At 69.7% G+C, this 23,904-nt stretch carries 20 protein-coding genes; 9 read left to right on the top strand and 11 right to left on the bottom strand.

Going from position 1 to position 23,904, the window contains the following annotated elements:
* Positions 1–99 precede the first annotated feature (99 nt).
* The 5 genes from RBS12_RS00555 to dinB form a co-directional block, all read right to left on the bottom strand.
* Complete coding sequence (locus RBS12_RS00555) at positions 100–762, bottom strand: hypothetical protein (RefSeq protein ID WP_307964103.1); 663 nt, start codon at positions 760–762, stop codon at positions 100–102.
* Entirely contained in the window at positions 759–1,757 is a 999-nt protein-coding gene (rsmH, locus tag RBS12_RS00550; RefSeq protein WP_307964102.1) for a 16S rRNA (cytosine(1402)-N(4))-methyltransferase RsmH, read from the bottom strand. The genes RBS12_RS00555 and rsmH overlap by 4 nt, the downstream gene beginning before the upstream one ends.
* Positions 1,758–1,961: 204 nt before the next feature.
* Positions 1,962–2,393 (bottom strand): division/cell wall cluster transcriptional repressor MraZ, encoded by a 432-nt coding sequence (gene mraZ / locus RBS12_RS00545; RefSeq protein ID WP_307964498.1) that lies wholly within the window; start codon positions 2,391–2,393, stop codon positions 1,962–1,964.
* A gap of 365 nt (positions 2,394–2,758) precedes the next feature.
* Positions 2,759–3,133, bottom strand: coding sequence for a DUF3040 domain-containing protein (locus tag RBS12_RS00540; RefSeq protein WP_307964101.1), 375 nt, complete (start codon positions 3,131–3,133; stop codon positions 2,759–2,761).
* A 212-nt stretch (positions 3,134–3,345) separates the two neighbouring features.
* A complete protein-coding gene (gene dinB / locus RBS12_RS00535) occupies positions 3,346–4,614 on the bottom strand; it encodes a DNA polymerase IV (RefSeq protein ID WP_307964100.1) in 1,269 nt (422 codons plus the stop codon).
* Between the two features lie 129 nt (positions 4,615–4,743).
* On the opposite strand from dinB, the gene RBS12_RS00530 reads away from it, so the two are divergent.
* Together RBS12_RS00530 and RBS12_RS00525 are read left to right on the top strand one after the other, a co-directional pair.
* A complete protein-coding gene (locus RBS12_RS00530; protein ID WP_307964099.1) occupies positions 4,744–5,274 on the top strand; it encodes a hypothetical protein in 531 nt (176 codons plus the stop codon).
* A 2-nt stretch (positions 5,275–5,276) separates the two neighbouring features.
* Entirely contained in the window at positions 5,277–6,398 is a 1,122-nt protein-coding gene (locus RBS12_RS00525) for a polyprenyl synthetase family protein (protein WP_373886444.1), read from the top strand.
* Between the two features lie 50 nt (positions 6,399–6,448).
* Here the strand turns inward: RBS12_RS00525 and RBS12_RS00520 are convergent, their stop codons facing one another.
* Complete coding sequence (locus tag RBS12_RS00520; protein ID WP_373886459.1) at positions 6,449–6,781, bottom strand: Rv2175c family DNA-binding protein; 333 nt, start codon at positions 6,779–6,781, stop codon at positions 6,449–6,451.
* Positions 6,782–6,997: 216 nt separating this feature from the next.
* Here RBS12_RS00520 and RBS12_RS00515 point away from each other — a divergent pair, with 216 nt between their 5' ends.
* On the top strand, positions 6,998–8,128 hold the full coding sequence (locus tag RBS12_RS00515; protein WP_307964097.1) for a LysM peptidoglycan-binding domain-containing protein: 1,131 nt from the start codon (positions 6,998–7,000) through the stop codon (positions 8,126–8,128).
* A gap of 46 nt (positions 8,129–8,174) precedes the next feature.
* The gene (gene pknB / locus RBS12_RS00510) at positions 8,175–10,220 is read left to right on the top strand and encodes a Stk1 family PASTA domain-containing Ser/Thr kinase (protein ID WP_307964096.1); all 2,046 of its coding nucleotides are present in this window, start codon (positions 8,175–8,177) and stop codon (positions 10,218–10,220) included.
* 56 nt (positions 10,221–10,276) lie between these two features.
* Here the strand turns inward: pknB and RBS12_RS00505 are convergent, their stop codons facing one another.
* Together RBS12_RS00505 and RBS12_RS00500 are read right to left on the bottom strand one after the other, a co-directional pair.
* Entirely contained in the window at positions 10,277–11,668 is a 1,392-nt protein-coding gene (locus tag RBS12_RS00505) for a class II 3-deoxy-7-phosphoheptulonate synthase (RefSeq protein WP_307964095.1), read from the bottom strand.
* A 62-nt stretch (positions 11,669–11,730) separates the two neighbouring features.
* Positions 11,731–12,480, bottom strand: coding sequence for a lysophospholipid acyltransferase family protein (locus RBS12_RS00500; protein ID WP_307964094.1), 750 nt, complete (start codon positions 12,478–12,480; stop codon positions 11,731–11,733).
* A 120-nt stretch (positions 12,481–12,600) separates the two neighbouring features.
* Here RBS12_RS00500 and RBS12_RS00495 point away from each other — a divergent pair, with 120 nt between their 5' ends.
* The 3 genes from RBS12_RS00495 to RBS12_RS00485 are packed head-to-tail and all read left to right on the top strand — an operon-like array spanning position 12,601 to position 14,665.
* Positions 12,601–13,356: an alpha/beta fold hydrolase gene (locus RBS12_RS00495; protein ID WP_307964093.1), complete on the top strand. Its 756-nt coding sequence runs from the start codon at positions 12,601–12,603 to the stop codon at positions 13,354–13,356.
* 8 nt (positions 13,357–13,364) lie between these two features.
* Positions 13,365–14,135, top strand: a complete 771-nt coding sequence (locus tag RBS12_RS00490; RefSeq protein ID WP_307964092.1) for an alpha/beta fold hydrolase — start codon at positions 13,365–13,367, stop codon at positions 14,133–14,135.
* Positions 14,132–14,665, top strand: coding sequence for a hypothetical protein (locus tag RBS12_RS00485; RefSeq protein ID WP_307964091.1), 534 nt, complete (start codon positions 14,132–14,134; stop codon positions 14,663–14,665). The genes RBS12_RS00490 and RBS12_RS00485 overlap by 4 nt, the downstream gene beginning before the upstream one ends.
* A gap of 93 nt (positions 14,666–14,758) precedes the next feature.
* On the opposite strand, the gene RBS12_RS00480 is transcribed toward RBS12_RS00485, so the two are convergent.
* Positions 14,759–15,784 (bottom strand): ROK family glucokinase, encoded by a 1,026-nt coding sequence (locus RBS12_RS00480; RefSeq protein WP_307964090.1) that lies wholly within the window; start codon positions 15,782–15,784, stop codon positions 14,759–14,761.
* A 171-nt stretch (positions 15,785–15,955) separates the two neighbouring features.
* Here RBS12_RS00480 and RBS12_RS00475 point away from each other — a divergent pair, with 171 nt between their 5' ends.
* Positions 15,956–17,770, top strand: a complete 1,815-nt coding sequence (locus RBS12_RS00475) for an AMP-dependent synthetase/ligase (RefSeq protein WP_307964089.1) — start codon at positions 15,956–15,958, stop codon at positions 17,768–17,770.
* 7 nt (positions 17,771–17,777) lie between these two features.
* Here RBS12_RS00475 and RBS12_RS00470 read toward each other — a convergent pair whose 3' ends face one another.
* Both RBS12_RS00470 and RBS12_RS00465 read right to left on the bottom strand, forming a co-directional pair.
* Complete coding sequence (locus RBS12_RS00470) at positions 17,778–19,295, bottom strand: hypothetical protein (RefSeq protein WP_307964088.1); 1,518 nt, start codon at positions 19,293–19,295, stop codon at positions 17,778–17,780.
* A gap of 140 nt (positions 19,296–19,435) precedes the next feature.
* Positions 19,436–22,837 (bottom strand): pyruvate carboxylase, encoded by a 3,402-nt coding sequence (locus RBS12_RS00465; RefSeq protein WP_307964087.1) that lies wholly within the window; start codon positions 22,835–22,837, stop codon positions 19,436–19,438.
* Positions 22,838–23,050: 213 nt separating this feature from the next.
* Between RBS12_RS00465 and RBS12_RS00460 the strand changes: the two genes are divergently transcribed.
* Positions 23,051–23,875 (top strand): ParA family protein, encoded by an 825-nt coding sequence (locus tag RBS12_RS00460; protein ID WP_307964086.1) that lies wholly within the window; start codon positions 23,051–23,053, stop codon positions 23,873–23,875.
* Positions 23,876–23,904: the final 29 nt, after the last annotated feature.

Below are 23,904 nucleotides of genomic sequence, written 5' to 3'. Positions count from 1 at the left end.
TCAGCGTTCCCGTGTCCGGCAGGAGTCCGCTTCGTCGATGTCGCCACTTCTCGTCCCTTGCTCGATCCCGGCGCGGGCCTGGCGTCCCGCCTCACTGGTCTACTGGCCCGGCGTCTTCTGCTGGGGGGCCGGCACCGAGCCGCCGTTGAGCTGCGGAGCCGGGGTCGGCTTGGCGGCCGCGGCTGGCGCCGCCTGTGCCGCAGGGGTCTGCGGTGCCGACGCACCCGCGGACTGCTTGGCCTGATCGGGCTTGAGCATGTCCGAGCCGCTGGGCGCCGCCGCCGGAGCGGAGGCCACGAGTCCCGGAACCTCCGGGGCCGCGATGACCGCCCCCGCCGACGCACCCTTGTCCGCTGGCTTGGGCTTCCCGGTGACGAGGAGCGTCCTCAGGTCGATCTGTCCCTTCGACGTCGACGCCACCATGCCCAATTGTGCCGCCCGCGCCGCCAGATTCTGGGGAGCCTCGTAGTTCTGGACACGCTGGGCGAGGTCTTGATTCTGCTTCTCGAGGCCGAGCTGCTCGCTCCGGAGCTGGACGAGCTGGTACTGGCCCGTGGAAACGGCGATGTTGAGCACGAGAACGGTCAGGAGCGCGACCGCGAGCACCCCGAGGCAGAAGATCGCGAACGGGGCACGGCGCCGCGCCGGAAGGGAACGGACGACCGAGAGCGGGGTGCGCCGGGGTGCGCCGGCCGGGGCAAGGCTTCCCGCGACGGCAGACGTGCCGGCGATGACGGCCTTACTCTGGGCAGCTGCGCTCATCGTGGGCTCCTGACCTTGATCCGTTCGGCTGCTCGCAGACGGGCCGACGCGGCCCGCGGGTTCTCTTCGATCTCCTGCGCGGTCGGGACTTCCGTTCCGCGCGTGATGACCTTCAATTCCGGCTTGTGCTCTTCGAGTTCGACCGGGAAGCCTGGAGGGGCCGATGAGCGCGAGCGCGACTGGAACGCGCTCTTGACGACCTTGTCTTCAAGCGAGTGGTAGGACATGACGACGATTCGGCCCCCCAGCCGCAGGGACTCGATGGCGGCGGGAACGGCGCGCTCGAGCACATCGAGCTCTTCGTTGACCTCGATTCGGAGAGCCTGGAAGGTGCGCTTGGCTGGGTGGCCTCCGGTCTTCGCCGCGCCGGCAGGAACGACGGCGCGGATCGCCTCAACGAGCTGCCCGGTCGTCTCGAACGGGCGCGCCGCGCGCTCCTCGACGATGCGGCGGGCGATGCGCCCCGCGAACTTCTCTTCGCCCCACTTGCGGATGACTCGGACGAGATCGTCGAGGCTGTACGTGTTGACGACGTCGGCGGCCGTCTGGCCCCGGCTCGTATCCATGCGCATGTCCAGAGGGGCGTCATAGGAGTACGCGAAGCCCCGCTCGCGCTCGTCGAGCTGGAGCGACGAGACACCGAGGTCCATGAGAACCCCATCGGCCCCGTCGAGCCCGAGCTCGCTGAGCACCTCACGGATCTCGTCGTACACGGCGTGCACGAGCCGCGCCCGCTCGCCGAAGGGGGCAAGCCGCGCCCCAGCGAGGGCGAGGGCCTGCTCGTCGCGATCGATCCCGACGAGGGTCACATCGGGGAAGCGCTCGAGGATGGCCTCGCTGTGCCCGCCCATGCCGAGGGTCGTGTCGACGACGACCGGGGGGCGGCCCGCCGCCCTGGCCGCCTCGACGCCGGGCGCAAGCAGGGCGACGCAGCGATCCCTGAGGACTGGGACGTGTCGCTCCGATGTCGGGCGGTCGTCGTCCTGCTGCGGCATGTCCCCTCCTGAGCGCCGTTTCTGTCCCGGGAGCGCCTCACCTGTCCGTGCTGCGTTCCCGTCGCCACACCTGTCCCGTGTGGCTTTTTGGCTGCCGACTGATCGGGATCCCCCTCCGCACCGTGGGTTCCAGCCTGGCACCGGGGAAGGTGAGCCAGGACGGAGCCGCGGGCGGCTGGAGATCTCGGCCAGCCGGCCGTTCCGTCAGAAGAGCCCTGGAAGGGCGTCTTCGTCGGTTTCCGAGAAGGAGGCTTCCTTCTCGGTGAGGTAGTCCTCCCACGCTTGGGCGTCCCAGATTTCCGCCCGGGTTCCTACGCCGATGACGGCGAGGTCCCGGTCGAGACCTGCGTACTTCCGCAGGTTCAGCGGGATCGTGACGCGCCCTTGCTTGTCAGGCACCTCGTCAGAGGCTCCAGACAGAAAGACCCTGAGGTAGTCCCGTGACTGACGCGAGGAGATAGGGGCTTCTCGCATCTGCTCGTGGATCCGCTCGAACTCTTTCTGGCTGAAGACGTAGAGGCAGCGTTCCTGGCCCCGGGTCAGAACCAGCCCGTCGGCAAGTTCGTCGCGGTATTTGGCCGGGAGGATGAGCCGCCCTTTCTCGTCCAGGCGCGGCGAATGCGTACCGAGCAACATCGGCACCACCACCCGTCTGATCCGAGGAGCTGCACGTCCCTATCCGCCACTTCCCTCTTACAGCCACCACTTTACTCCACTATCCCCCACCGTCAACGCGACACGGCACGGTTCCTCACAGAAGTACAAAGAAAAAACCCCGGAATCTCGCGGGAGACCGGGGTGGAGCGTTGTGGAGGAAAAGTGGGGGCAATGGGGCGGCGGTGGGTTGAGGGCGTGCGGGCGTCGGCACAGGCGAGCCTGAGGACGCGCCGCCGTCGCGCGCGGAAGCGCCGTTAAACGCCGCGGGACCCGCCTTATGCGGGTCCCTCAGGGCGGGGCCGCATCACACGGCCAAGGCTATTGGGGAGGGAAGTGGAGGATGGTCAGGCTTCGCCGCCGCCCTGTTCTTTGCGCCGCTCTTCCCAGCGGGCTTCGAGCTTCGACAGGAATCCTCCCTCGGGCTTGCGACCCGAACGGGGAGTGCGCATGCGGCCCGCCCGGCGGAGCGTGCCGTAGTACACGCTTGCGCCCATGATCAAGAAGCCAACGACGCCGACGAAGATGTTCGAGAACTGGACGCCGCCCAGGAGCAGGACCAGGAGGCCCACGATGACGCCGAGCACACCGAGCACGATGTGGCGCGTGGAGAATCGCCGTAGAGCATCGGCACCCATAGAGTCTGCGAACTTGGGATCTTCCTCGTGCAGTTGCTTCTCAAGCTGCTCGAGCATCTTCTGTTCGTGCTCGGAGAGAGGCATCGCGACTCCTTCATGCTTGCTGCAGCGGGCAGCAACCCGCCATCAGCACAACGCATCGGACCGACGTCCGGTTCCGCGAGCCCGTCCGTGAGACTCCCCGGCAGCTTGCCGTTTCGTTCTCGCCGATCCGCGCCCGCCGATACGATGCTTCATCTATATTCAAGGTCTTTTAAGGATAGGCTCTCGCCCCTGCAACCAAAAGGGGACGAGGGTCACACCGGGGGCTCCGGCGGCTCGCCCGGCGGAGAAGGACGACGGCGTTCCGCGGCTTCGCCGAGAAGGCTTGCGGGGCGCAGGGACGAGCGTCCAAAACGAGCCGACACGGCGTCAATCGTCTTCTCCGCGGTGCGCCAATTGTCCTCGCCGGGCTCGAGGCTCAGTTGGACGGCACCGCCGCTCCGCGAAAGCCGCTCCCCGCGAAGTCCGATGAGCCGAACGCTCTGGGGCCGCGGCCCGATCCCCGCAAGAAGCCGAACGCCTTCCCGGTAGAGCACGTGCGCGGAATCCGCGGGAACGGTAACCGCCCGCGAACGCGAAAGGGTCGAGAAATCCGCGTACCGGAGCTTGAGCGCGACCGTGCCCGCCTCAAGACCCGCCGCGCGGAGCCTTGCCGCGACGCGGTGCGAGAGCCGCAGGAGCTCGCGCTTGAGCACCTCATCGTCCACGACATCCGATGCGAAGGTCTCCTCCGCTCCCACGCTCTTTTCCTCGCGATGTGGGGTGACCCTGCGCGAATCAATCCCCCAGCTGAGCGCCTTGGCATGGAGGCCGGGGGCTCCGAGCATGCGTTGGAGGGTCGAATCAGGGGTGTGGGCGAGGTCTTCAACAGTGTGGATCCCAAGCCGTGCGAGGACTTCCGCCGTCTTGCCCCCGATCCCCCACAGCGCTCCGACCGGCAGCGAGTGAAGATAGGGAACGGTCTCTTCCGGCCGAATGACGAGGAGGCCATCCGGCTTGCTCCGGGCCGAGGCGATCTTGGCCACGAACTTCGTGGCGGCCACCCCGACTGAGGCCGTGAGCCCGAGCCGCGAGCGGACCTCGGCCTTGACGGCTGCCGCGATGCGCTCTGGAGGCCCCAGCCGGCGGACCGCACCCGAGACGTCGAGGAAGGCCTCGTCGACGCTCAGGGGCTCGACGAGATCGGTGAACTCGCCGAACAGCGCCATGAGCTCGCGCGACACCTCGTAGTACAGCGTGTGCCGCGGCTCAACCACGATCGCCCGGGGGCACGCCCGCAGCGCCGTCGCCATCGGCATCGCGCTGCGGACGCCGTACGCGCGGGCCTCATAGCTCGCTGACAGCACGACGGACCGTTCCGACGGGAAGCCGACGATGACCATCTGCCCGCGAAGCTCGGGACGCTCGCGCTGCTCGACGCCCACGAAGAACGCGTCCATGTCGACGTGCAGGATTCCGCGCCGCCGGAGCGAATCGAGCGGCTCGGCGTCTGGCCAGCCGCCCCCTGCGCCACGATCGTCCACTCCTCAATCGTAGGGGGCCGCGGCGACAGGGCAGGGCGCGCTGGACTCGGCCAATTAGACTTGACCGGGGGCTCGGCCCAGACCACTGGGTACGCGACACACGACGGAACGAACGTACGGAGAATGCGCATGGGTCAGAAGCTGAGGAATCGACACGGAGGCCTTGTCGCCGTCATCGCACTCGCAGCCCTCGCCATGGCGGGGTGCTCGTCCCCTGCGAACGGAGGCGCGGCGTCGCCCTCTCCCTCGGCCTCGTCGTCGTCCGCCTCACCGAGCGCCACCGCGAGCGCGACGGCGACCCCGTCCGGCTCGGCCTCCGCCACCGTCAATGCCATGGTGCCCGGCTTCCCGACCCAGCTCATCCCGATCATGCCCGGGGCGACCCCGCTCCAGACGAGCTACGACGCGAGCACGAACCCCCAGAGCGCATCGCTTGTGGCGTCGACAACCGCCACCTCGGACCAGATCCTCGACTTCTACTCGAAGGCCTTCACGGGCCAGGGCTTCACGGCCGTCGCCAAGACCAAGGTCGGCTCAACGGACAGCCAGGACTTCGTCCGCTCGGGAGGCAAGGAGACGGTCAACGTCGCGGTCGTCGTCGTGAACGGGAGGACGACGTTCACCGTAGGCGCCTCTGTGGCATCGGGAACCATCAAGTAGCCATGACCGCCGCCGACCGCACCCAGTCCGAGGCCGAAAGCATGCACCTCGACGAGGAGCAGGGCGCCTATCGGGACGCGCTCGCAGAAAGGCTCGCGGGCTTCCTCGAGGAGCAGAGCGCTGCTATGGCCCGCGTCTCGCACGACGTCGCCCCGCTCATGGACGCCATCACTGGGCTCGTGACGGGCGGAAAGCGGTTGCGCGCCCTCCTGTGCTACTGGGGCTGGCGCGGTGCCGGCGGCCGCGAACTCGGGGCCGAGGCGGTCCAGGCGGGGGCGGCCCTCGAGCTCTTCCAGGCCGCGGCGCTCATCCACGACGACATCATCGACCGCTCGGACATCCGGCGCGGCGGCCCGAGCGTGCACCGCCGCTTCGGGACGCTCCACCGCGAGCGGGGCTGGGCGCTCGACGAGGAGCGGTTCGGCACGGCGGCCGCCATCCTGACCGGCGATCTGTGCCTCTCCTTCTCGGAAGAGGCGTTCACGGCGATCGGGCCGACCGCGGCGGCAGGCACGGCCGCGCGTCGGATCTTCAACACCATGCGCGCGGAGGTCATGGCCGGCCAGTACCTCGACATCCTCGAGGAAGTCGCGGGCCCGAGCCGCGCCCGGGGCGAGGCGGTCGAGGCCGCCGCGAACGTCATCAGGTACAAGTCGGCCAAGTACTCGACCGAGCATCCCCTCGGCATCGGCGGGGCGCTCGCGGGCGCGGACGACGCCCTCCTGGCCGCCTACTCGCGATTCTCGCTCCCGCTCGGCGAGGCCTTCCAGCTGCGCGACGACGTGCTCGGCGTGTTCGGCGATCCGCAGACCACGGGAAAGCCGGCCGGGGACGACCTGCGCGAGGGCAAGCGCACCGTGCTCGTCGCGTTCGCGCTCGAACGGGCGACGCCGGAAGGCTCGGGCCTGCTCGAACGGAGCCTTGGGCGGCAGGACCTGGGCGACGACGACGTCGAGCGCCTGCGCGACATCATCGGCACCAGCGGGGCCCTCGCGGCCACGGAGGACCTCATCGAGGGCCTTTCGAAGCGCGCCTTCGACGCCCTCGACGCGCTTCACCTTCCGGACGACATCCGAGCCGCGCTCCGCAGCCTCGGCCTCTCAGCCGTTCAGCGCGCAGCCTGAGTCAACGCCCCTCCTCGCCCCCGCGGGTGATCCGCGAGGCGAGGATTCGGCTACCAGGCGAGGATTTGGGCGCGGCGGCGGATCTCAGTCTTGCGCCCCTCGCGGAGGGCGTCGATGGGACGGCCCCTGAGCGATTCATCGGGCGTGAAGAGCCACGCCACGAGCTCCTCGTCCGAGAATCCCGCGTCCGCGAGGACCGCGATCGTGCCTTTGAGGCTGTCAACCACGTGATCACCGTCGAGGAACAGCGCAGGGACGGAGCGGATCGCCCGCTCGCCCACCCGCACGGCGATGAGAGCACGCTCATCCAAGAGCCCGTGAACCTTCGTGATCTTGCATCCCAGCCGCTCGGCCACGTCCGGCAGGGGAAGCCACTCTGACACCAGCTCGTCAATCTCACTCACGCGACAAGCGTGCCACGGACTCCGCCGCCGCTCATAGTCGAAGGCTGCGACTCTGCGCCGGGAGGGGGTTGCGCCACCCCGCGCCTTGTGCTCAGGGCCGATCCGTGAGAGATTCACTCGAGTCACATATGTATCGCAAGTGTTATGCGATCACCTGAATAACATCAGTCACACGCGTCACACGGAGGACTTCCCATGTCGGCACACCGCCAGGCACACCCCGCGGCAAGGACGAAGTTGCCGGCCGTCGCCGTCACCACGGCAGCGCTTCCGGCGGTGGTCCTCTCGTCGCTCGCACTTGCCCAGCCTGCCGCTGCCGCACCCGCCCCGGAACACGTCCAGGGCGCCATCACGGCGGCGCGCTCCGCACGCCAGGCCGAGATCGTGCCGGCCTCGGAGATCGCGGCGATGGTCCCTTCACGCCTCGCTCCCGCCGTCGTCCCCGCCGCTCCCGCGGCCCCGGCCGATTACAGCGTGGCCAGCGGGGACACCGTCATCGGCATCGCCTCGAAGTATGGACTCGAATGGCAGCGGATCCTCCAGCTCAACGGCCTGCAGCCCTCGTCGCTCATCTTCCCCGGCCAGAAGCTCCGGCTCACCGGCGACCCGGCTCCCGCAGACCCCGCGCCGACGCCGAGCGGCGGCGCCTACCAGATCAAGCCGGGCGATACGCTCTACGGCATCGCAGCCAAACTTCAGGTGCCGCTCGGCGACCTCCTCGCGGCCAACGGCCTGAGCCTGACCTCGGTCATCTACGCCGGGCGCTCGCTCACGCTTCCGGCACCGACCGTGGCCCCGGCATCCTCCGTGACGCCAGCCTCCGCGGCGCCGCCGAAGGCCCTCGTGGGGAACAGCTTCCTGGGCTTCACGTACCCGGACGCGGTCGTGGCCTCCGCCAACGAGAACAAGCGGATCCTCAACGCCTCGCCTGTCCCCACGCGCGAGCAAGTGAAGCAGATCGTGGCAGACACAGCACGGAGCATGGGCGTCGACCCTGCGCTTGCACTGGCCCTCGCCTACCACGAGTCGGGATTCAACCAGCGCGCGGTCTCACCAGCCAACGCGATCGGCATCATGCAGGTCGTCCCGTCCTCCGCCCAGTGGGCCTCCGACCTCGTGGGCCGCAAGCTCAATCCACTCGACCCGCGCGACAACGCTACGGCCGGCGTCGCGATCCTTCGCGCCCTGCTCGCTGCGAGCCCCAACCAGGACCTCGCCATCGCCGGCTACTACCAGGGCCAGGCGTCCGTGGCGAAGCGCGGGATGTTCGACGACACGAAGGACTACGTCACGGCGATCAACGCCAACATGAAACTGTTTCGCTGAGTGGGCAGATCCGCGCCCGCGCTCCCGCCCTCGGTAGGATCGTAGGGTGAACGGACAGCATACGGACGGCCTCGTCGGCAGCGTCGTCGGCGGTCGCTACGAGGTCCATTCGCTGCTCGGCACCGGCGGCATGGCAACTGTGTATCTTGCGACGGACACGACCCTCCGTCGCCGCGTCGCCCTCAAGGTCCTGCACCCGCACCTGAGCCGGGACCGGAACTTCGCGGAGCGGTTCGAGCGAGAGGCGATCGCCGCCGCCCAGCTGTCGCACCCCCACGTCGTCTCGATGCTCGATCGCGGCGAGGACCTCGGGGTGCTGTACCTCGTGATGGAGTATGTGCCCGGCCACACGCTGCGGGACCTCCTCGACGAGCAGGGGTCGCTCGCGCCCAAGCAGGCACTAGCCCTTCTCGACGCCGTCGTGGACGGGCTCGCGGCCGCCCACGCCGCCGGCATCATCCACCGCGACGTCAAGCCCGCCAACGTCCTCCTCGCGGACGACGGGCGCGTCAAGGTGGGCGACTTCGGCCTCGCGCGCAGCCTGTCGGCGACGTCGATCACCGACAGCCTCTTCGGCACGGCCGAATACATCTCGCCCGAGATGCTCATGGGGCGCCCCGTCGACGCGCGCACGGACCTCTACGCAACGGGCATCATGCTCTTCGAGATGCTCACGGGCCGCCTCCCCTTCACAGGGGAAGACCGCAGCCACGTGGCGTTTCAACACGTCAACGACGATGTGCCGCCGCCTTCCGCCGTCGCCCCCGGTCTCGCACCCGAGCTTGACGAGCTCGTCGGCTGGATGACCCGCAAGGACCCGGACGGGCGCCCGCCGAGTGCCCTCGCGCTCCTCGGCGAAGTCCGCGACATTCGGCGCTCGCTCACAGATGCCCAGCTCGACTACCGCGCTCCCGGAGGCGCGGGCAAGGGCCTCATCGACGACGACGCCGGCACGAGCGTGCTCGACCACCACGATCTGCTCACGGAGCGCCTGTCCGGCGAGCGCACGGAAGCGCTCCCGCGCGGAACCGAGGTCATCACCGCGGTCGCTTCCGGGCACACCGCCGTCATGCCGCGGCCCGTCACCCCGGACGCTCCCGCGCCCCTCAGCGCGCGAGAGCAGCGCCGGCAGGCCAAGGAGGCCGATCGCGCGGCCAAAGCCGCCGCCGCGCGGCCGACGCATCAGCTCGGTCGGGGAAACCCGAGGCGACGCGGCGCGATCTGGGTCGCCATCGTCGTGGTCCTCGCGGTGCTCGCGGCAGCGATCGGATGGTTCTTCGGCTTCGGCCCTGGGGCCCTCGCGACGGTCCCGCCGGTCAAGAACCTCACAGTCGCGCAGGCCCAGGCGCTCATCCAGCAGGCAGGCCTCGGCTTCACGACGCACGACGTCTTCGATGACGGCATCTCAGCTGGCCTCATCGTCGCGAGCGCGCCCGGAGCGGGGACCCAAGTGCGCAAGTTCGAGGGCGTCCAGCTCATGGTCTCGAAGGGGCCCGAGCTGTTCCCGCTCGCCGACCTCACCGCGAAGACGCTCGACGCCGCGAAGGCCTCGCTCGCCGACGCGAAGCTCACGCTCGGCACGGCTTCCGAGGCCTACAGCGACACTGTTCCGGCGGGCGCGGTCATGGCCCAGGACCCCGCCGCGGGCACCCCGCTCAAGCACGGCAGCCCGGTCGCGCTCACGGTCTCCAAGGGACGCCAGCCGATCCCTGTGCCCAAGATCGTCGGGATGAAGCAGGCCGATGCGGTCGCGGCGCTCACGGCCGCGGGACTCAAGCCCGTGGTCGCGGACGCCCCGGTCTTCGACCGGAACGTCCCCGCGGGCTCCGTGTCCGCGCAGTCCCCCGCCGCCGGCCAGAATCTGGTGAAGGGCGACACCGTGACGATCACGCTCTCCAAGGGGCCGCGCATGGTTCACGTGCCGGACGTCTTCGGCAAGACCGAGCAGGACGCGATCCAGATCCTCCAAGCGGCCGGATTCGCGGTCAAGAGCAATTACACGTACGGCCGGCCCGTCTTCGGCCTCGTGGCGGGGCAGGACAAGACCGGCGACCAGCCCGAAGGAACGACGATCACGCTCACCGTCGCCTGACGTGAACGCCCGCCGCCGTCCCCGCGGGGACGACGGCGGGCGGTCGGCCAACGCTGTCAGCGCTTGGTCAGCGCCTCCGAGACGAGGAACGCCATCTCGAGCGACTGCATGTGGTTGAGGCGCGGATCGCACACCGACTCGTAGCGATCCTCGAATGCCGCCTCGTCGATCGGGTCGGAGCCACCCAGGCACTCGGCGACGTCGTCGCCCGTCATCTCCATGTGCAGGCCGCCCGGGACCGTCCCGAGGCCGTGGTGCACCTCGAAGAACCCGCGCACCTCGTCCACGACGTCATCGAAGCGCCGCGTCTTGTAGCCGTTGCGCGACGTGACGGTGTTGCCGTGCATGGGGTCGGTGACCCACAGGACCTGCGCCCCGGACGCGGTGACCTTCTCGACGACGGGCGGGAGCTTCTCGCGGATGTTCTTCGCGCCCATGCGGGTGATGAACGTCAGGCGGCCCGGCTCGCGATCGGGGTCGAGCCTGTCGATGAGCCGCAGCGCGTCGTCGCCCGAGACCCCGGGGCCGAGCTTGACGCCGATCGGGTTGCGGACGCGGGACAGGAAGTCGACGTGGGCGTGGTCGAGCTCGCGCGTGCGTTCGCCGATCCACAGGAAATGCGCGGAGGTGTCGTACGGGAGGCCCGTGCGCGAGTCGATGCGGGTGAGTGCGCGCTCATAGTCCAGCAGGAGCGCCTCGTGGCTCGCGAAGAATTCGACGCGCTTGAGCGCCTCGAAGTCCGCGCCACACGAGTCCATGAACGTGATCGCACGGTCGATCTCGCGCGCGAGCGACTCGTACCGCGCGTGCGCGGGGTTCTTCGTGAAGCCCTGATTCCATGCGTGCACGAGCCGGAGGTCCGCGAAGCCGCCCTGCGTGAACGCGCGGATCAGGTTCAGGGTCGCTGCCGACGTGTTGTACGCCTGCAGCATGCGGCGCGCGTCGTGGGCGCGGGATTCGGGGGTGAACTCGTAGCCGTTGACGATGTCGCCGCGGTACGCCGGGAGCGTGACGCCTTCGCGCGTCTCGGTGTCCGAGGAGCGGGGCTTCGCGAACTGGCCTGCCATGCGGCCCATCTTGATGACGGGCATCGCGGCCCCGTACGTCAGCACGACCGCCATCTGCAGGATCGTCCTGACGCGCGCGCTGATGCGGTCCGCCGTCGCGGCCTCGAACGTCTCAGCGCAGTCCCCGCCCTGGAGCAGGAACGCGCGGCCCTGGGCGGCGTCCGCGAGGCGGTGGCGGAGCAGGTCGACTTCCCCCGCGAACACGAGCGGCGGGAGAACGGAGAGCTCTGCAACCGAGTCGGCGAATACCTTCGAATCGGCCCACGAGGGCTGCTGCGAAACCGGAAGGACACGCCAGTCGTCGAGCCCCGGATAATCGGCCGCACCGCTCTGCGAGGTGCTCGTGAACGGAGCCGGCGGGGGCGTGGAGAGTTGAGTCACGAGACAAGGCTAGCCTAGGGCCGAGCGGCCGCGTGGCCGCCCCGAGCGAGCGGACGACGGCGTCACGGGCCCGCGGCGGTCGCCTCGCCTCCCGAGCCGCCTCCGTGGCGCTCCTCCGACTCGCCCTCGCGCTCCGCGGCCAGGCGGGCTTTCACCGTCGCGGCGTACACATCGACGTATTCCTGCCCCGAGAGACGCTGAAGCTCCTGCATGATGCGGTCCGTCACGATGCGCTGCACGGCACGGTCATCGGCGCCTTCGTAATATGCGGAGAAGTCGAGCGGGCGGCCGAAGATGACGCCCACACGGCGGATCGTCGGAAACCGCTGCCCGATCGGCTGGACCTTGTCCGTGCCGATCATCGCGACCGGCACGACGGGCACGCGCGTCTCGAGAGCCAGGCGCGCCACTCCGACCTTGCCGCGGTACAGGCGCGCGTCCGGGGAGCGGGTGCCTTCGGGGTAGATCCCCAGAAGGCCTCCTCGCCGGAGCACGTCAGCCCCCGCCACGAGCGACTGGGCGGAGGCCTCGCCTCCCGACCGGTCCATTGGGAGCTGATTCGTGAGGCGGAAGAACAGAGCGGTGAGCCACCCCTTGATGCCGACGCCCGTGAAGTACTCCTGCTTCGCGAGGAACACGACAGGGCGTTTGACCATGAGCGGCATGAAGATCGAGTCGGAGAAGGAGAGATGGTTCGAGGCGAGGATGGCCGGACCCGCGTCCGGCACGTTGTCACGCCCTTTGACCCACGGCCTGAATAGGAGTTTGACGATCGGTCCGATGAAAATCAGTTTGAGGGCCCTGTAGATCAACGCTTGCCTTCCGTCGACGTGCGTCCAGGAGCGTGCTGCTGCCTTCACTCTAGTGACGCCGCGGCCCTCGTGGGCGGGAATCAACGTGCGCCGTTCGCGCGGGGGTGCCACGATGAATGCATGGTCGCACACACCGAGCCGTCGGGGCCGCGCTGGGGCGTCGCGATGTGCCATGGCTTCTCCGGCACCCCCTCTTCCCTCGCCCCGTGGGCCGAGGGCCTCGCGGCACGCGGCTTCGACGTCGAGGTCCCGCTCCTGCCGGGCCACGGAACCGATTGGGAGGACCTCGAGACACGGCGGTGGCGCGAGTGGACGGAATGCTTCGAGGATGCGTGCGCGCGCGTCGCGGAGCGCACCGACCTCCTCTTCGTCGCGGGGCTGTCGATGGGCGGAGCGATCGCGCTCCGGGCGGCGGCTCGCCTCCCGGTGGCTGGCATCGCCGTCGTCAATCCGGGCCTCGGCTTCTACGACTGGCGCGTGCGCTACATCAGGGCGATCCGCCTCGTGCGCCGCACGACCGAGCCGATCGACGAAGCGGACGCGCCCGAGCCGGTCGGCGACGAAGGCGACTACACGCGCACTCCCCTCGCCGCGGTCCACGAGCTCAAGCTCCTCTTCGGCGCCGCCGAGCGGGTTCTCCCCCACGTCGCGGCCCCGCTCATCGCTTTCAAGTCCGACGTCGACCCTGTGGTTCCGCCGTCGTCGATCCGGCGGATCCTCGCGCGGGTGGGGAGCCGAGAGGTCGATTTCGTGCCGCTCCACGCGAGCGCGCACGTCGCGACGCGCGATGTCGAGGCCCCGCTCATCGTCGACCGGACCGCCGAATTCTTCGAGCGATGCGCTGCCCAGTCCACGGAGCGCGCGGTCGGGGCATAATGCTTGACATGAAGAGCGTCACGGCGCCGGTCGGCGTCGCCCTGAGCCACGGTTTCACGGGCAGCCTCGCGAGTGTGGCCCCATGGGCCGAAGCCCTGCGCCGAGAGGGCTTTCGGGTCGTGACACCCCTCCTTCCCGGCCACGGCACCACGTGGGAAGACCTTGCGACGCGCTCGTGGCACGAGTGGTACGGCACCTACGAGGCCGCCTACCTCGAACTGGCGCAGGAGTGTTCGACCGTCGTCGCGGCAGGCCTCTCGATGGGCGGCGCCCTTGCCCTCAGGCTCGCGGCGCTTCACCCGGTCGCCGCCGTCTCGGTCGCCAACCCTGGGCTCGTCATCGACGATCCCCGCTCCCACATCTCCGCCGTCCTGCGCTACGCGATCCGCTCCGTGCCCGCCGTCGGCAACGACATCAAGCGTCCCGGCCAGGAGGAGCACGCGTATAAGCGCGTGCCGGTCGCCGCGGCCCATGAGTTGAAGCTGCTCTTCCGCGATACGGTCGCGCTTCTTCCGCGCGCGACGGCCCCGCTGCAGGTCTTCCGCTCGACCGTCGACCACACGGTGACGAGCGAGCGCAGCGTCGCGGCCATCGCGCGGCGCTACGGCGGCACCGACATCCGACTCGTCCGGCTCCGCGACAGCTACCACGTGGCGACCCTCGACAACGACGCGGAGACGATCTTCGCGGGATCGGCGGCCTTCTTCCGCGAGGTCACGGGAGTCCCCTCGGTCGCCACGGTCGCAGGCCAGCCCGCACGCACGGAGGAGCCCGCATGAACAGCAGGCCGGATCCCGACCGCGCCGACCATGAGGCAGACGACGACATCTGGCGTGACCTCGTCTCGAGACTCCGCGCGGGCGACCCGCGAGCCGAATCGGTCTGGGACGAAGAGGAGTACGGCCCTGCTCCCCTCGAGCCCTCCGCGGCGGAACGTGCGGCCGCGGCCCATCCCGCCGAAGGAAGCGACGCCGCGGACCGAAAGCGCTCCTTCGGCGACTTCGACCCGCTTGGCCTCAGCACGCCGCAGCCGCAGGGTCCGCGCGACTTCGCCGAGCCCGAGGGCGACGGCGAATTCGTTCCCGAGGAGCCTGGGCCTGTTCTCGCGGGAGCGGATCCTGCGTCCGTCATTGCGTGGGTCGGCGCGCTCGGTTCGCCCGTCGCGCTGCTTCTCTCAGCCCTCTTCTGGCGCGGCATTCCCGGCTATGCCATCGCCGGCCTCGTCGCCGTCTTCATCGCCTCCGTGGGCTTCCTCATCATGCGGCTGCCGCGGGACAAGGACGAGGACGACGACGGCGCGCGGCTCTGAGCCCGGACGCTCCCCTTGGACGCGGCGAAGCGCAGCCCTGTGGCGCGGCGCCGTCGGCTCGCGGACCCAGCGACCTAGGGACCCAGCCGCGCCCTAGCGAGCCCACCCGGCCACCCTGTTCACACGCGACAGGTCCGCCGCCCCGATGAGCCCTGCGAGCGGCCCGAGTGCCGCCCGCTCGATGCGCGCCGCGGGGCGGAATCCGCGGCCCGTAAGGTTGCGGGCGAACGCGCGCCGCGCGGGGTCGAGCAGGAGCTCGCCCGCGTCGCAGAGACCTCCGCCCACGACGAAGGTGCCGGGGTCGAGGGCGGCCGCGAGGTTCGCGAGGCCGAGGCCAAGCCACTCCCCGACGTCCTCGAGCAGGTCGCGCGACGTCCCGTCTCCCGCTCGGGCGAGTTCGGTGACCACCGCGCCCGTGATGGCGTCGACGTCGCCGTCGACCGCCTTGATGAGCTCTTGCGCGACGGGGGAATTCGCCCGCGCGAGCTCGCGGGCCTCGCGGCCGAGCGCGTTCCCCGATGCGTATTGCTCCCAGCACCCGCGATTGCCGCATTCGCACCGGTGGCCTCCGGGCATGATGATCTGGTGCCCGAATTCGCCCGCTACCCCGTAGCGGCCGCGTTCGAGGCGGCCGCCCAGGACCATGGCGCCGCCGATGCCCGTGCCGAGCGTGATGCACACGAGGCGAGGCTCGCCCCGACCGGCACCGAAGCGCCATTCGGCCCAGGCTGCCGCGTCGGCGTCGTTCGTGAGGAGAACGCGACGACGCAGGAGCCGCTCGAGGTTGTCGCGGAGCGGCTCGTTGCGCCACGCAAGGTGCGGGCTGAAGAGCACGGTTCCCCCCTCGAGGTCCATCCAGCCCGCGGCCCCGATCCCGACGGAGGAGATCCGGTGGTCGGAGCTCAGCTCGTCGACGAGCTCGACGATGACCCGCTCGACCTCGCGAGGCTGGGAGCCGGGCGTGGCCCGACGGGCCTCGCGGAGAATCTGCCCCTCGGCGTCGACGACACCGGCTGCCACCTTCGTGCCGCCGATGTCGATCCCGATCGCGAGCCCGCGACGACGGAGGCGGGGTCCCGCGGGGCGGCGGGGCGGGAAGTGGTGTCGAGGTGTGGGCACCGACCCAGTGTAGGCAGCGGCTGTGGCACGGATGGCGGCACTCGCGTAAAGTTACTCGCCAGTAGCTTTCGCAACGTGGCGCAGGCCACAATGCGGCGAGCTTGGCTATGGTTGAGGTACGCACCGCACCCTCGAGGGCACCGCCGACGAGGGCACAGCAAAGGAGTCATTGTGCGCGAGAAGATCGTCCCGCCCCTCGTTCCCCACGCCGTCGCACAGAACATCACCGACTTCGTCATCGAGCAGGCCGAGAAGCCCTCCAACCCCGCCCTCTTCGCGCGCCGCGATTCCTCGGGCGCGTGGCAGGATGTGCGGGCCAAGGAGTTCCGGGCCGACGTCGAACGGATCGCGAAGGGCCTCATCGCGAGCGGCATTCGCGCGGGAGACCGGGTCGGGATTATGGCACGCACGTGCTACGAGTGGGCTCTCGTGGACTTCGCCATCTGGTTCGCGGGCGGCGTCTCCGTTCCGATCTACGAGACGTCCTCGCCTTCGCAGATCGCATGGAACCTCGGCAACTCGGGCGCGATCGCCGCGTTCGGCGAGACCGCGGGCCACGAGGACGCGATCCGCGTCGCCGTGGATTCCGAGGGGCTCGGCATCAAGAACGTGTGGCAGATGACCTCGGCGGGGCTCGACGTCCTGCGCGCCGCAGGCTCGGCGGTGAGCGACGAGGCGCTCGAATCGCGCCGATCGGCCGCCACCCTGGATTCCCTTGCCACCATCATCTACACGTCGGGCACCCTCGGCCGCCCCAAGGGCTGCGAGCTCACCCATGCCAACTTCGTCGAGCTGTCCGAGAATGCGACGGCCGCTCTCGGCGAGGTCGTGCATCCCGGCGCCAAGACGATCATGTTCCTCCCCCTCGCGCACGTGTTCGCCCGGTTCATCTCGGTGCTCGCGGTCGCAGCCGGCGTCCAGGTGGGCCACACCCCGGACATCAAGAACCTGCTCCCGGACCTCCAGAGCTTCCAGCCGACGTTCATCCTCGCGGTCCCCCGCGTCTTCGAGAAGGTCTACAACTCGGCCTCGACGAAGGCGGAGAACGAAGGCAAGGGCAAGATCTTCGCCGCGGCCGCGGCGACCGCCATCGCATGGTCCGCCGCGCACGACGACGGCGGGCGGCCCGGCGCGGCGCTGCGGCTTCGGCATGCCCTGTTCGACGCCCTCGTCTACCGCAAGCTCCGCGCGGCCATGGGCGGGCACATCCGCTTTGCCGTGTCAGGCGGTGGCCCGCTCGGCAAGCGGCTGGGCCACTTCTTCCACGGGATCGGCCTCCTCGTCCTCGAGGGCTATGGGCTCACCGAGACGACGGCGCCGATCAGCGTCAACACGCCGTCACTCATCAAGATCGGCACGGTCGGAGCCCCGCTTCCGGGCAATGCCGTGCGCATTGCGGACGACGGCGAGATCCTCGCCAAGGGCGTGTGCGTCATGCGCGGCTACTACAATCTCCCCGAACTCCAGGCCGAGACCTTCACGGACGGCTGGTTCCATACCGGCGACATCGGCGAGCTCGACCCGGACGGCTTCATCAGCATCACGGGCCGCAAGAAGGAGATCATCGTCACGGCAGGCGGCAAGAACGTCGCCCCGGCCCAGCTCGAGGATCAGATCCGCGCGGACGCGCTGGTCTCCCAGGTCGTCGTCGTCGGGGAAGGGCGGCCGTTCATCGCCGCGCTCGTGACGCTCGACGAGGAGGCGCTTCCGGGCTGGCTCGAACGGCACGGCCAGCCCGCCCTGGGCCTCGCTGAGGCCGCGGCCCACAGCCTCGTCCTCGACCACGTGCAATCCGTGATCGACCGCGCGAACGGCTCGGTGTCCAAGGCTGAGGCCATCAAGGCGTTCCGCGTGGTACCCTCAGACTTCACCGAGGAGTCGGGGCACCTCACGCCGTCCCTCAAAGTCAAGCGCGCGAAGGTCATGGCCGATTTCGGCGACGTCGTCGAGGAGATCTACGCGGCACCCAAGCCCTCGGTCGTCTGAGACGGGCTCAGCTGACGAGCTCGTCCACCACGAGGGCGGCGAGCTCGTTGGCCGCCCTGCGCGTCTCGTGACGCAGCTTGCGGAACTCGATCTGGGAGCCCTCGGCAAGATGCCGGTCATGCGGGATGCGGATCACGTGGGCGACGCGAGTGCGGAAGTGCTCCTCGATCTCGTCGATGTCCACGCGCGTCCCGTCCCCCGCGGCCATGTTGATCACGACGATCGCCTTCTTCACGAGGTCGTCCCGCCCGTGTGCCTCGAGCCATGAGAGCGTCTCGGACGCAAGGCGCGCCTCGTCGACGCTCCCGCCGGAGACGAGGACGACGGCGTCGGCCTGGTCCAGCGTGCCCCTCATGACGGAGTGGACCATGCCGGTCCCCGAGTCCGTGAGCACAATCGAGTAATAGCGGCCCAAGACCTCCGTCACGGCGCGGTAGTCGCCGTCGTCGAACGCATCGGCCACCATGGGGTCCGCGTCGGAGGCGAGGACGTCGAGGCGGGAACCCTCACGGGCTGTATACGCCGAAAGCTGGGCGAAGGAATCGACGTTGAAGCGCTCCTTGACGAGGTTCCGGGCGGTGAAATTCGCACGGCCCGGGTTCCGATCCGAGAGCGTCCCGCGATCGGGGTTCGCGTCGAGGGCGATCACGCGATCCTCGCGGAGCCCGGCAAGCGCCATGCCGAGGAGCGTCGTGACGGTCGTCTTGCCGACTCCGCCCTTGCGCGAGAGGACGGGCACGAAGCGGGTGCGGTCGCCGAGCCTCGTCGCGATGCGGTGCTCGAGGGCCCGCTGGATCCGCACAGCATCCGAGTCGCCGAGGTTGACGTAGCCGAACGTGAGCTTGTAGAGCCACAGCCGCCATCCTCCGATGGGCGGAACCGCGGCCTTTTCGATCAGGCGATCCGAGGTGAGGGACGACGCCGGCTCCGGGCCGGCAGGGCGAACGCGCCGTTCGCTCACCGCCTCCCCCCGGTGTTCCGTCGCCTCTGCGGCCCCAGCCGGCTCGGCCGGCGACTCCCCGACGGCCTGACCCACCGCCTGATCCCCGACTGTCGCGTGATCTTCCGAAGGCACCTCGCCCGCCGTGAGCGGCGCGCGGAGGACGTAGCCCGCGGGCGGGCGGCCCGGCTCAGGGGGCACGAGGTTCCCGACGACGGACTGAGGCATCGTGAGCGCGGCCAACGATCCGGCGGACGAGCGGTCCTGAGCGTCGCTCACGGTGACCACCTCGACCGGCGCGCCGGGCTCGTCAGTCTCGGAGCCGCCGTCGTCTGCGGCCTCGCCTACCTTGCCTTCCACCTCGGCAGCCGCCGTCTCGACGGACGCCCCGGACCCGGAAGCCTGCGGCTCGCCGTCGCGATCCGCGCCTGCCTCGTCTCCACCGGTCTCGGCCTGAGCTTCGGCGGGGTCGCCTGCCTCGGCGGGTGCCTCGCGCCCTTCGGTCTCGGCAAGCACGTCGCGCTCGTCAGCCTCGGCCGGGGCCCCGGATGCGGCATCGTGCTGGTGGGTGTTCTCCTCGGTCATAGCTCCCGCTCAGGCTCGTCACTCACGCGGACGTGATGGGTCAAACGCGGCCGGGGCGGCGGCGCGTATGCTCCGCCGCCCCGGCCTGCGATCGCTGCCAGTGTAGCTGTTCCCCGGTGAGCGGTCCTCTGACGCGGCCGTCAGGCGGGTGTCACGACGAGCAGGAGGTCTCCGCCCTGGACCTGTTGGACACCGCTCATGACGATCCGCGAGACGGTTCCGCCGGCCGGCGTCGTGATGGACGCCTCCATCTTCATGGCCTCGATCGTGGCAATCGTGTCTCCGGCCTTGACGACGTCGCCTTCCCGCGCCGTCACGGTCACCGCGCCGGCAAACGGGGCCGCGACGTGCCCCGGGTTGGCCGGATCCGCCTTCTCGGCCTGCTTGACGTTGCTCTCGACCGAGCGGTCGCGCACCGAGACCGGGCGGGACTGGCCGTTGAGGAGCGCGAGCACGGTGCGCATGCCCTTCTCGTCCGGCTCAGACACGGCTTCGAGCTGGGCGATGAGGCGAACGCCCTTCTCGAGCTCGATGACGTGCTCCTTCCCGCGCTGGAGGCCGTAGAGGTAGTCGCGCGTGTCGAGGACGGCGAGGTTGCCGTAGGCCTCGCGGCTCGCGAGATAGTCCTTCGTCGGGCCGGGGAAGAGGAGCCGATTGAGCGTCGCGCGCCGCGTTGCGGAATCGCCGCTCAGGGCCTCCGAGTCCTCCGGGCTCAGAGTCTCCTCGCGAACCTTCACCGTACGGCCTTGGAGCGCCTTCGTGCGGAAGGGCTCGGGCCAGCCCCCGGGCGGGTCCCCGAGTTCGCCGCCGAGGAAGCCGACAACCGAGTCCGGGATGTCGTACTTCTGCGGATTCTCTTGGAAGTCCTTCGGATCAGCGTTGAGTCCCACGAGGTGCAGCGCGAGGTCTCCCACGACCTTCGACGACGGCGTCACCTTGACGAGGCGGCCCAAGATCCGGTCCGCCGCCGTGTACATGTCCTCGATGGCCTCGAAGCGCTCCCCCAAGCCCAACGCGATGGCCTGCTGACGCAGGTTCGAGAGCTGGCCGCCCGGGATCTCGTGGCGGTAGACGCGGCCCGTCGGCCCCGGAAGTCCCGACTCGAACGGCGCGTAGACGCGGCGCACGGCCTCCCAGTACGGCTCAAGCGCGCTCACGCCCTCGAGGGAGATCCCCGTGTCCCGCGGAGTGTGCGCGAGCGCGGCGACGAGCGCCGACGCGGGCGGCTGGCTCGTGGTGCCGGCGAGCGACGCGGACGCGACGTCGACGGCGTCGACGCCCGCGTCGACGGCCGCGAGGAGCGTCGCGAGCTGGCCGCCCGCGGTGTCGTGCGTGTGCAGGTGGACCGGGAGGTCAAAGCGCTCGCGCAGGGCGGCGACAAGCTTCGCCGCGGCGGCCGGGCGCAGAAGGCCGGCCATGTCCTTGATCGCGAGGATGTGGGCGCCCGCGTCGACGATCTTCTGCGCGAGATCGAGGTAGTAGTCGAGCGTGTACAGGGACTCGTTCGGGTTGAGGAGATCGCCCGTGTAGCACAGGGCGACCTCGGCCACGGCCGTGCCCGTCGCCCGGACCGCGCGGATGGCCGGGGCCATCTGGTTGACGTCGTTGAGGGCGTCGAAGATCCGGAAGATGTCAATGCCGGTCTCGGCAGCCTCCTTGACGAAGGCGTCCGTGACCTCCTCGGGATACGGCGTGTAGCCAACCGTGTTCCGGCCGCGGAGCAGCATCTGGAGGCACACGTTCGGGATCGCCTTGCGGAGCGCCGCGAGGCGCTGCCACGGGTCCTCGCCGAGGAAGCGGAGGGCGACGTCGTACGTCGCGCCGCCCCACGCCTCGACCGAAAGGAGCTGGGGAGTCAGGACCGAGACGGCAGGTCCGGCCGCGACGAGGTCGCGGGTGCGGACGCGCGTCGCAAGGAGCGACTGGTGCGCGTCGCGGAACGTCGTATCGGTCACGGCGACGGCGTTCTGCTCGCGCAACGCCTTCGCGAAGCCCTCGGGGCCGAGCTCGAGGAGCCGCTGACGCGACCCCGCGGGCGCGAGCGAGGGATCGACGGCGGGAAGCTTGGCGCGCGGGTCGGCGTGGACCGTCAGCTCCCCGTTGGGCTTGTTGACCGTGACGTCCGCGAGCCACGTGAGGAGCTTCGTGCCGCGGTCCGCGGAGCTGCGCGCGCGGAGCAGTTCGGGGCGCTCGTCGATGAACGACGTCGCAACGTTGCCCGCGACGAACGCCGGGTCATCGAGCACGGCCTGAAGGAACGGGATGTTCGTGGAGACGCCGCGGATGCGGAACTCGGCGAGGGCGCGGCGGGCGCGCTTGACGGCGGTTGCGTAGTCGCGGCCGCGGCACGTGAGCTTGACGAGCATCGAGTCGAAGTGCGGGCTGATCTCGGCACCCTGGTACACGGTGCCGCCGTCGAGGCGGACGCCCGCGCCGCCGGCCGAGCGGTAGCCCGTGATCTTCCCGACGTCGGGACGGAAGCCGTTGGCCGGGTCCTCCGTCGTGATGCGGCATTGGAGGGCCGCACCCTTGAGCTGAATCGAATCCTGGGTGAGGCCGAGGTCGGCGAGCGTCTCCCCCGACGCGATGCGCAGCTGGGCCTGGACGAGGTCCACGTCGGTGACCTCCTCGGTCACCGTGTGTTCGACCTGGATGCGCGGGTTCATCTCGATGAACACGTGCTGGCCGGCCCGCTCGCCCACCGTGTCGACGAGGAACTCGACCGTGCCCGCGTTGACGTAGCCGAGCGCCTTCGCGAACTTCACGGCGTCCGCGTACAGCGCCTGGCGGATCGACTCGTCGAGCTGCGGCGCGGGCGCGATCTCGATGACCTTCTGATGGCGGCGCTGGAGCGAACAGTCGCGCTCGAAGAGGTGCACGACGTTGCCCTCGGCATCGGCGAGGACCTGGACCTCGATGTGGCGCGGGCGGAGGACCGCCTGCTCGAGGAACACGGTCGGATCGCCGAACGCGGCGTCAGCCTCGCGCATCGCCGCGTTGAGGGCCTCCGGGAGGGCCTCGCGCGTATCGACGCGGCGCATGCCGCGCCCGCCGCCGCCCGCGACGGCCTTGACGAAGATCGGGAAGCCGATCGCGTCGGCCGCCGCGAGGAGCGTCTCAGCATCCGAGCTCGGTGCGCTCGACTTGAGGACCGGGATGCCCGCCTTGCGCGCGGCCTCGAGGGCGTGGACCTTGTGGCCCGCGAGCTCGAGGACTTCGGCCGGCGGGCCCACAAACGTGATGCCCGCTGCTGCGGCCGCGCGGGCGAGTCCCTGGTTCTCGGAGAGGAATCCGTATCCGGGGTAGATCGCGTCCGCGCCGGCTTCCTTGGCAACGCGGACGATCTCGTCGATATCGAGGTATGCGCGGACCGGGTGGCCTTCCTCGCCGATGAGATAGGCCTCGTCCGCCTTCTGGCGGTGGATGGAATTGCGGTCTTCGTACGGGAAGACGGCGACTGTCTTGGCACCGAGTTCGTAGCCTGCGCGGAAAGCCCGGATGGCGATCTCACCGCGGTTGGCTACCAGAATTTTCGAGAACACTTCGACTCCTGATAGGGGCACTGAGGGGTCTGGCTAGGTGGTGCCTAGTCTCTATGCGAGAAAACTAGCAACTCAACCCGCTGTGGTCGGAATCACGTACGACCGATAGTGTAACGTCCGGCCTTCGGCACGCCCCCGCGTTCGGCCGAAGCTGGGCCCGATGGCCACTAAGATGGTGGGGAGTCGGCCAGCGGATAGGTAGTGGATTCTCCAGTGCAAGTAGTCAGCATCAGCAGCCTCAAGGGCGGGGTCGGGAAGACGTCTGTGACCACGGGCCTGGCGTCGGCAGCCCTCGCCGCCGGGATCCCGACCCTCGTCGTCGACCTCGATCCGCATGCTGACGCTTCGACCGCCCTCGGCGTGGCCGCCGACGGCAAGCTTGAGGTCGCCCGGCTGCTCAAGGCCCCCCGTCGGGCCCGGCTCGCCGACAACGTCGTGAGCAGCACCTGGGTGAACCGGGCGGCAACGCTCGATGGGAAGAAGAACCGCGTGCTCGACGTCGCGTTCGGCGGTTCGCTCAGCAGCGTCTACGACCGTCCCGACCTGGGCCGCCGCGACCTCAAGAGGCTCTCCGCCGTCCTGGACGGCATCGACGGGTACGACCTCGTGCTCATCGACTGCCCGCCGTCGCTCAACGGGCTCACCCGGATGGCGTGGAATGCGAGCAACCGCGTGCTGCTGGTCGCCGAGCCCGGCCTGTTCTCCGTCGCCGGAACCGAGCGCACCATGCGCGCGATCCAGGTGTTCCGCCAGGAGTTCGCCCCCAAGCTCGCCCCCGCCGGAATCATCGCGAACAGGGTTCGGCCGTCATCGACCGAGCACACGTACCGGCTCGAGGAGATGAAGCAGATGTTCGGTCCGCTCATGCTCACGCCGACGATTCCGGAGCTCGCCAACTGGCAGCAGATCCAGGGCGCCGCGCACTCCGTGCACCACTGGCCTGGGGAAGCAGCCCGCAACACCGCTGCCCTCTACGACGAACTCCTCGCCGAGGTCATCAAGCAGAGCCGCGAGTTCCGGCCGCGCACCTCGCGCTGACGGGCCGCGCCCCTGCGGCGCGAGAACCA

The sequence above is a fragment of the Sinomonas sp. ASV322 genome (genome assembly GCF_030908245.1).
GTDB lineage: Bacteria > Actinomycetota > Actinomycetes > Actinomycetales > Micrococcaceae > Sinomonas.
Note: the sequence above shows the minus strand (reverse complement) of the source record. Positions and strands in the feature narration are given on the sequence as shown.